Source organism: Okeania sp. SIO3I5, assembly GCF_010672085.1.
Classification (GTDB): domain Bacteria; phylum Cyanobacteriota; class Cyanobacteriia; order Cyanobacteriales; family Microcoleaceae; genus Trichodesmium.
On sequence record NZ_JAAHHT010000340.1, the window covers coordinates 1 to 7,800 of the forward strand.

Here is a 7,800-nt window from a genome sequence, read left to right on the forward strand (position 1 = left end):
TTGAGGTAGACTTCAAATCGAAAAAATCTCTACTCCGAAATTTTGACTTATCCTAATAATAGGAAATTCTCACCAAAAACTCCAACGTTACAGTTTTGAGGTAGACTTCAAATCGAAAAAATCTCTAGTCCGAAATTTTGACTTATCCTAATAATAGGAAATTTTCAGCAAAAACTCCAACGTTACAGTTTTGAGGTAGACTTCAAATCGAAAAAATCTCTAGTCCGAAATTTTGACTTATCCTAATAATAAATTCTCAGCAAAAACTCCAACGTTATAGTTTCCAGCTCAACTCCAAATCGAAAAAATTTCTAGTCCAAAACTTTAATTATACTAATAAATCTCTAAACGTAGCATCAAAACCAATAATTCCATAATATAATCTAGTTTCTCAACCAGACAAAGGATAGCCAAAATTGCCATCTTCTTCCCTTTGGATTACAGGACCAACTCTTAGTGGTAAAACAACTCGGTTAATAGAAGAATTCTGCATCAGAGGCCAACAGATTCAATCTCCCCTCAATCAAATTGTCCCCACAGTGAGGCCAGAAAACCTCAAAAGCGATATAGGGGACTCCCAATATACTGAACCCCAAATCTTAATCTTGGCTGCTAATGCAGAAAACCGGATTAATTTAATGGACAGAATTTCCGAGGCCACATCAGAACAATACCCCTATCACTCAACTACCCCATTAGGTTTCTTTGAGGATGAGGTAATCTTATTTTGGCCATTGCTAATCCAAGCATTGGACTTGAGCGGCCAGTTTCCTTTGCGATTACGCCCCGAAACAGAACAGGAACTTGCTGGTAGATTTTGGCGTCCCCAGATAGAGAAATTACAACAGCCAGGAGTTAGTTTAGAGCGGATGATACGTCGAACTCTAGACTTGTTTCAGTTGGCTGCTTTCAGTTGCACTCCCACAGAAGAAATCGGAATGATTTTACAAGAGGGATTTAATGAAGTAGGAACTGGTTCGCCAAGTGCCCCAGAAGACTTCTATGCCAATATAGTAGAATTACTACAACAGTGGCGAGATTGGTGTTGCCAAAGAGGTTTCCTAACTTACGGAATAATTACGGAATTGTACTGGCGGTATCTATTGCCAAATTCTACCTATCAACAACATTTAATTCCTCGCTATCCTTTTGTTTTGGCAGATGATGTGGATGAATATCCAGCTATAATTTATCAGTTGTTCGACTTTCTGTTAGATAATGGTTCTGCAGGTGTTTTTACTTATAATCCTGATGGTAGTGTGAGGTTAGGTTTGGGAGCTGACCCGGAATGTTTAGCAGAACTACAGAAACGCTGTCAAATAGAACTATTAGAGGCAGAGCGGAATTTAGCACAAGAAATAGGGGAACCTATTGTCGAGTTAGTCGTCAAGAATTACTTGAATAATTCTATTTATCAACTTCCAACTTATTTTAAATCCATTGAAACTAGATCGCGGGCATCTTTATTACGAGAAACAGCAGAGGCGATCGCTAAAGATATAAATTTGGGTATAGTAAAACCAGAAGAAGTGGCGATAATAGCTCCTGGTTTAGATGCCATCGCTCGTTATAGTTTAATTTCAATTCTAAATAAGAATCGAATTGCTGTGGAATCTCTTAAAGAACAACGTCCTCTAATTAGCTATCCGATGATTCGAGCATTGTTGAGTATTTTAACTTTAGTTTATCCTGGTTTGGGTCGTTTAGTAGATCGTGATGCTGTGGCAGAAATGCTAGTGGTATTAAGTCACAGATCAATTAAAAAAGGGGAAAAAGAAATAGATGCTCAGGAAAATTTACACAAGACTAACGATATAGATCCAGTACGGGCAGGTTTATTAGCGGATCATTGCTTTTACCCAGATATTACACATCCACGCTTACTACCTATAGAAACTTTTTCTCGATGGGATAGGGTGGGGTATCGAGCAACTCGTATTTATAATCAGATTTTAGAGTGGATAGAAAAACAGCGATCGCAACAGGAACAACGTCAAGTGCCAAACCCTATCTTTCTATTAGATAGAGCAATTCAGAAATTTTTTATTTCTAATTATCTTTCTTTTGCTCAGTTAGCAGCGCTACGAGAATTGATGGAAACAGCAACCCACTATTGGGAAGTAGAGCGCAGACTACAACAAAACTCCCAATTTCAGGTAACAGAACTTATGACTGATAATCCAGTGGAGGAAAATTCATCCTCTAGTACAGTGGAGAAATTTATCCAGTTTTTACGCAGAGGTGTGGTTAGTGCAAATCCGTATCCAGTTCGTTCAATAGGTAATTCGCCTCCCACAGTTACTTTGGCGACGATTTTTCAATACCGAGCTAGTCGCAAATGTCATAGATGGCAGTTTTGGTTAGATATTGGTTCTTCTTTGTGGTTAAGTGGGGGTAGTGCTACTCTCTACGGAGCGCCATTATTTTTGCAAGGCCAATTAGGAAAATCTTGGACTATTGAAGATACTCAAAAATCGGATCGGGAAAGATTGCGACGAATTTTGCTAGATTTATTAAGTCGTGTCGGTTATTCCAACTCTAGTTCTGTTAATGGGTCAAATGAATATCGGATTTACCTTTGTCACAGCGATTTGGCTGTCAATGGACAGGAACAAACCGGGCCACTTTTACCTTTGGTCTACAGTTCTATGTCGTATACTGGTTAGTTGGATAATTCACATTTTGAAGAAGGAGTCAGGAGTAATGAGTAATAAGTAAGGAGGTAGGGACGTTGCATAAGGGCGTCCGTACGGAGTAAGGAGTTAGTAGGGACGTTGCTTGAGCATTAATGCGTTTTCCGTTCCGGAATGCTCCTATTCCATGTCGCTCCGCGTTAACGTGCGTTGTGATGCAAGCTAAACGTCCGTACGGAGTAAGAAGTCAAAGGCTAGTTTCATAGTATACAAATCTTCCCGGACTGCCCCCCGATGATTAGAACTGTGGTCTATCCAGCATGAAAACTGCTATAAGGATTCTAGCAAGGAACCAGTTCTAGGGAACCCCGACAAAAAAAATTCGGTGGTGGTGCTGAGGAATGGTAGAGAGAGTGTGGTCCGTGTGGGAGGTGTGGGAAGAAATTAAAAAATATATATTTTCACCATTACAATGCAGGACTACCAAAAATTCTACTGAATGCTGAGTTCTGACTCCTGACTTCCAGACACAGACTACTAATTTTTGCTAAAATTTAGGACTGATGGAAATTCGGGACTTGCATTATAAAAACGTTTATTTGTCAATAGATATCGTCAACAAATTTCAAGAAAATTTTTAAAGGGAGAAAAATAATGGGAACAGCAGGAGTACTTACAAATGTTGAAGTAGTTACAATGATCATAAATGGCGTTCCAATACGAGGTTTCTTTAATGATTTTAATGAGTTTGTACCATTACAAGCAATACCAGAAGCAACGCCAGAACCAACGCCAGAACCAACGCCAGAACCAACGCCAGAACCAACGCCAGAACCAACGCCAGAACCAACGCCAGAACCAACGCCAGAACCAACGCCAGAACCAACACCAGAACCAACACCAGAACCAACACCAGAACCAACGCCAGAACCAACGCCAGAACCAACGCCAGAACCAACGCCAGAACCAACGCCAGAACCAACACCAGAACCAACACCACCACCAACAGAAGTTATCGAAGTTAGAGACGATCAAGGCAACCTCATTGGTCTGATTATTGAGGGCGAGTTAGAGCTATTGCCCATACCATCTCCAACACCAACAGAAACACCACCACCAACCCCTGCACCCGAACCACCGCCACCACCACTAGCTATAGATGACGCAGTGACAACTAATCAAAACCAAGCGGTTAGTTTTAATGTCCTGGAAAACGACATCGATCCTACAGGCAACCGACTATCCATCATTAACTTTAGTTTGCCGAATGATGGATCGTTAGTTGAAAATGGAACAGGTACTTTCACTTATACCCCCAGAGACTTCTTTATAGGAACAGACAGCTTTAGTTACGAGACAAGTAATGGCACAACAAGTTCTCTAGCAACAGTTAACATTACAGTTTTCAATGAAGGAGCGCCAATCAGAGTCGAAGGAGTATTTCAAGGTACTCCTGAGAATGAATTTTTAATTGGTAGCGACCAAGTAGATGTGATATTTGGAGCAGGGGGTGACGATAGCATCTTTGGTGAAGCAGGTAACGATGAAATCAGAGGCGATGGAGATAACGATTTTCTAAACGGAGGTCGGAACAATGATACAGTTACAGGCAATCAAGGGAATGATAACGCCCGTGGAGGAAGGGATGACGATTTTGTTTTAGGAGAAGATGGTAATGATATATTATTTGGCGATCGCGACAATGACATTGTAAGTGGCGGGGATGGTAGAGATACCGTATATGGAGGTAGAGGTAACGATAATGTTTCTGGGGATGCCGGAGATGACTTCGTGTCTGGTGACAGAGGTGATGATGCCGTCTTAGGTGGAGATGGTAACGATAATGTTCTTGGTGGAGAAGGTGACGACTTTGTCAGCGGTGGTGAAGGAGAGGACTTTGTCAGCGGTGGTCTAGGTAACGATCGCTTATTTGGAGATGGAGGCAACGACACTATATTAACGGACTCAGGCAACAATGAAGTATCTGGTGGTTTTGGGAACGATTCAATAATTGGAGGTTCAGGAGTAGACATACTGAGTGGGGATGAAGATAACGACTCAATATTTGGAGGCGAAGGTGACGACGAAATTCTAGGGAATATTGGCAATGACACTATAGATGGTGGGGATGGTAACGATGTAGCTCAAGGAAATTCTGGCAACGACTCTTTAGTAGGAGGTTTAGGCACAGATACCCTTGTTGGTGGTGAGGGTAATGATACATTTTTTATTAGTCCTGAAAATGGTGGAGTGGAAATTTTTGATGCAGATATTATTTTAGACTTTAATGCTAGTGCAGACCTAATTCGTCTAGGAGGTGGTTTAGGGTTTAACGATTTAGTTATTTTCCAAAGTCCTAATGTGGCAAGTCGTGATACCATCATTCAGAATGGTTCTGATGGTCCTTTCTTAGCTATTTTAGTAGGGGTTGAAAGTAATACTATTAATGCTGGTAGCTTTATTGGTGCTGGTGGGTTTCCGATTCCCACACCACCAGATACACCAGAACCACCAGACACACCAGAACCACCAGATACACCAGAACCACCAGATACACCAGAACCACCAGATACACCAGAACCACCAGATACACCAGAACCACCAGATACACCAGAACCACCAGATACACCAGAACCACCAGATACACCAGAACCACCAACACCACCGCCTATTCCCAACCTTCCACCTAATGCGCAAAATGATGAGGTAGAAAGCAGTCAAGATACATCTGTAGAGTTCAATGTATTAGAAAATGACTCCGATCCAGAGGGCAACTCACTAACAGTAATTGACTTTACCTCTGTATCCAATGGAGAGTTAGTGGTAAAAAGCAATGGGGTATTTGAATATACTCCAGATACTGACTTTCTTGGTACTGAGAGTTTCAGCTACACTATTAGTGATGGCGAAGGGGGAAGCGATAGTGCCAATGTAACGATTACAGTTAACCAACCACCAGTGCTAATTAACAATACTGGTATAGTAGTAGAAAAAGATTCAGGTATACAGTTCATTACTGAGAATAATTTACAAGCATCAGATCCTGACAATACTCCTGGTGAGTTAACTTATACAATAGCAGATGCTCCAGATTTAGGGGATATAAGAATAGGAGGAAATTCCCCATTACGAGAAGGAGATACCTTCACTCAAGAAGATATTAACAATAACCTACTACAATTTACTCCCGATGATACAGCAGGTAACGACTCTTTCAGTTATACGGTTTCCGATCCTTCTGGCGGTCAAGTGCCAGTAACTTCATTCAGCATAGGGATTACAGATGATACTAAAACATTAACTAATGAAGATGATAACTTCACTGGTACCGCCCTCAGTAATAATATTTTGGGTCTAACAGGAGACGACACCATTAATGGTTTGAGTAGCAGTGACTATATTAGTGGTGATGAAGGAGATGACTCTATTTTTGGTGACTCTGGTGATGACTGTCTATCCGGTGGACCTCAAGCAGATACTCTCAGAGGGGGAGATGGCAGCGACAGTCTGTTTGGTAATGACGGGAATGATCTAATTGCTGGAGATACAGGAAATGACAGTATCTTTGGAGAGACTGGTAACGATAATTTACTAGGAGGAGAAGGTGGTGATAGTATCGCCGGTGGAGAAGGTAACGACTCTATTGTGGGAGCAGGTGGGCAAGATAGTATAGCTGGGAATGCAGGTAATGATACTATTCGCAGTGGAGTTGATAACGATTCTGTAACTGGTGGAGAGGGTAACGATCTAATAGATGGTGGTACTGATAACGATAGTATTAATAGTGGTGCAGGATCTGACACCGTTTCTGGTGGTTCAGAGAACGACTTAATATTTGGAGAAGAGGGTGATGACTCAATAGTCGGTGATGATGGTAATGACACGATAGATGCTGGTTCTGGTCAAGATACGGTTCTTGGGGATATAGGAGATGATTCTATCCAAGGCGGTGACAACAATGATCAAATTAATGGTAGTGTTGGTAATGATACTATAGCAGGAGGGTCTGGTTCGGACAGGTTAACAGGTGGTGGTGGAAATGATTTCTTCTTTTATGAGGTTGCTGACGAAGGTATTGATATAATCATTGATTTTGACAGCAAAGGTGAAGATACATTCCTATTTACATCTGCTAACTTCGGGGAGATAACGGATGATGGTTTTTCTGATGTGATTCTCCAGGACGAAAATATTGGTTCTGAAGGTTTGAGTATTGCTGATGCCGAATTAGTGATTTTTGAAGGTAAGTTTGATGATGCACAAGCAGTCAATGCTGCCTTAAATGTACAAAATGGATCGAGCGATCGCCCTGCTTTCTTTGTTTACCTCAATGGTAAAAGTAACAAATATATCCTTGGTTATGACAGCAGTCTAGCTGATGATAGTTTGCCTGCTTTTGAGTTAGGTATTCTTCAATCTATTGAACCTGACGAAGACCAAATTTCAACTATTATTGAGGCGGATGATTTTGACTTTATATAAAAATTAGGGAGTAGGGAATAGGGAATAGGGAAGAAGGAATTAAGTAACAACCTTCTATTTCCTTACCTTTATAACTTAACTTTCCATTTACTAGACATCTCTATATAAAATAGGGAGTAGGGAGTATGGAGTAGGGAAGAGAGAATTAAGTAAAAACTTTCTATTCCCTGCCCTTTCTAACTTAACTTTCCATTGACGAGATATCTCTAAAAATCAAAAATAATAGGGAAGAGGAAATAGGAAATAGGGAGTAGGGAAGAGAGAATTAACTAAAAACTTTCTATTCCCTGCCCTTTCTAACTTAACTTTCTATTGACGAGATATCTGTAAAAATCAAAAATAATAGGGAAGAGGAAATAGGAAATAGGGAGTAGGGAAGAGAGAATTAACTAAAAACTTTCTATTCCCTGCCCTTTCTAACTTAACTTTTCATTGACGAGATATCTGTAAAAATCAAAAATAATAGGGAAGAGGAAATAGGAAATAGGGAGTAGGGAAGAGAGAATTAACTAAAAACTTTCTATTCCCTGCCCTTTCTAACTTAACTTTCCATTGACGAGATATCTGTAAAAATCAAAAATAATAGGGAAGAGGAAATAGGAAATAGGGAGTAGGGAAGAGAGAATTAACTCAAAAATTTCTATTCCCTGCCCTTTCTAACTTAACTTTCTATTTACTAGATATC

The 7,800-nt window shown here is 40.4% G+C and carries 2 protein-coding genes; both read left to right on the forward strand.

Annotated features, from left to right (window positions below; translation table 11 throughout):
* Positions 1–416 precede the first annotated feature (416 nt).
* Positions 417–2,666 (forward strand): PD-(D/E)XK nuclease family protein, encoded by a 2,250-nt coding sequence (locus F6K40_RS37100; RefSeq protein ID WP_293144269.1) that lies wholly within the window; start codon positions 417–419, stop codon positions 2,664–2,666.
* A gap of 621 nt (positions 2,667–3,287) precedes the next feature.
* Positions 3,288–7,115 (forward strand): Ig-like domain-containing protein, encoded by a 3,828-nt coding sequence (locus F6K40_RS37105; protein WP_293144272.1) that lies wholly within the window; start codon positions 3,288–3,290, stop codon positions 7,113–7,115.
* Positions 7,116–7,800 lie beyond the last annotated feature (685 nt).